Genomic DNA, 443 nt, shown 5'->3' on the forward strand with positions numbered 1-443 from the left:
GCCACCGCTGTCATCCCTATCAGAGCCATGATCGTGTAGTGGGTTGCGCTGAGTTTCATGACAAAAACATCTGTTGCTCAGATGCCCTGCGCTTAGTCAACCCGTTCATCACCTTACCTGCCGCTTTATCCCATCGGGGAAACTCATCCGCCGCACCTTTGTAGTCACCGGCATTGAGTTTCTTAAACAAGGTAGAGCGAACAAAGTTGCCCGCACCGCAATTGAAAATAAACGAGCACAGGGCATCAAACTGACCTTGGGTTAATGGCACCTTAACCGCGGTTTCCAGCGTGATGTAAATAGGTTCAAGGTCATCATGTAAAAAGGCTTCGGCCTGCTGCTCAGTAATCACATCGCCTTTCTTAACACCTTTTGTATGCCCGTAGCCAATCGTCCACGGAATGCCTCCCGTCGCAGGATCGGGATAGGCTTTCAGTTTCAGG

Annotated in this window: 1 protein-coding gene; it reads right to left on the minus strand. The window is 50.3% G+C overall.

Going from position 1 to position 443, the window contains the following annotated elements; all coding sequences use genetic code 11:
• Positions 1–55: 55 nt before the first annotated feature.
• Positions 56–442 carry a lysozyme gene (locus Xhom_RS25420; RefSeq protein WP_099140151.1) on the minus strand — a complete coding sequence of 129 codons (387 nt, stop codon included), beginning with the start codon at positions 440–442 and terminating at the stop codon, positions 56–58.
• Position 443: the final 1 nt, after the last annotated feature.

It is taken from the genome of Xenorhabdus hominickii (assembly GCF_002632725.1).
Lineage (GTDB): Bacteria > Pseudomonadota > Gammaproteobacteria > Enterobacterales > Enterobacteriaceae > Xenorhabdus > Xenorhabdus hominickii.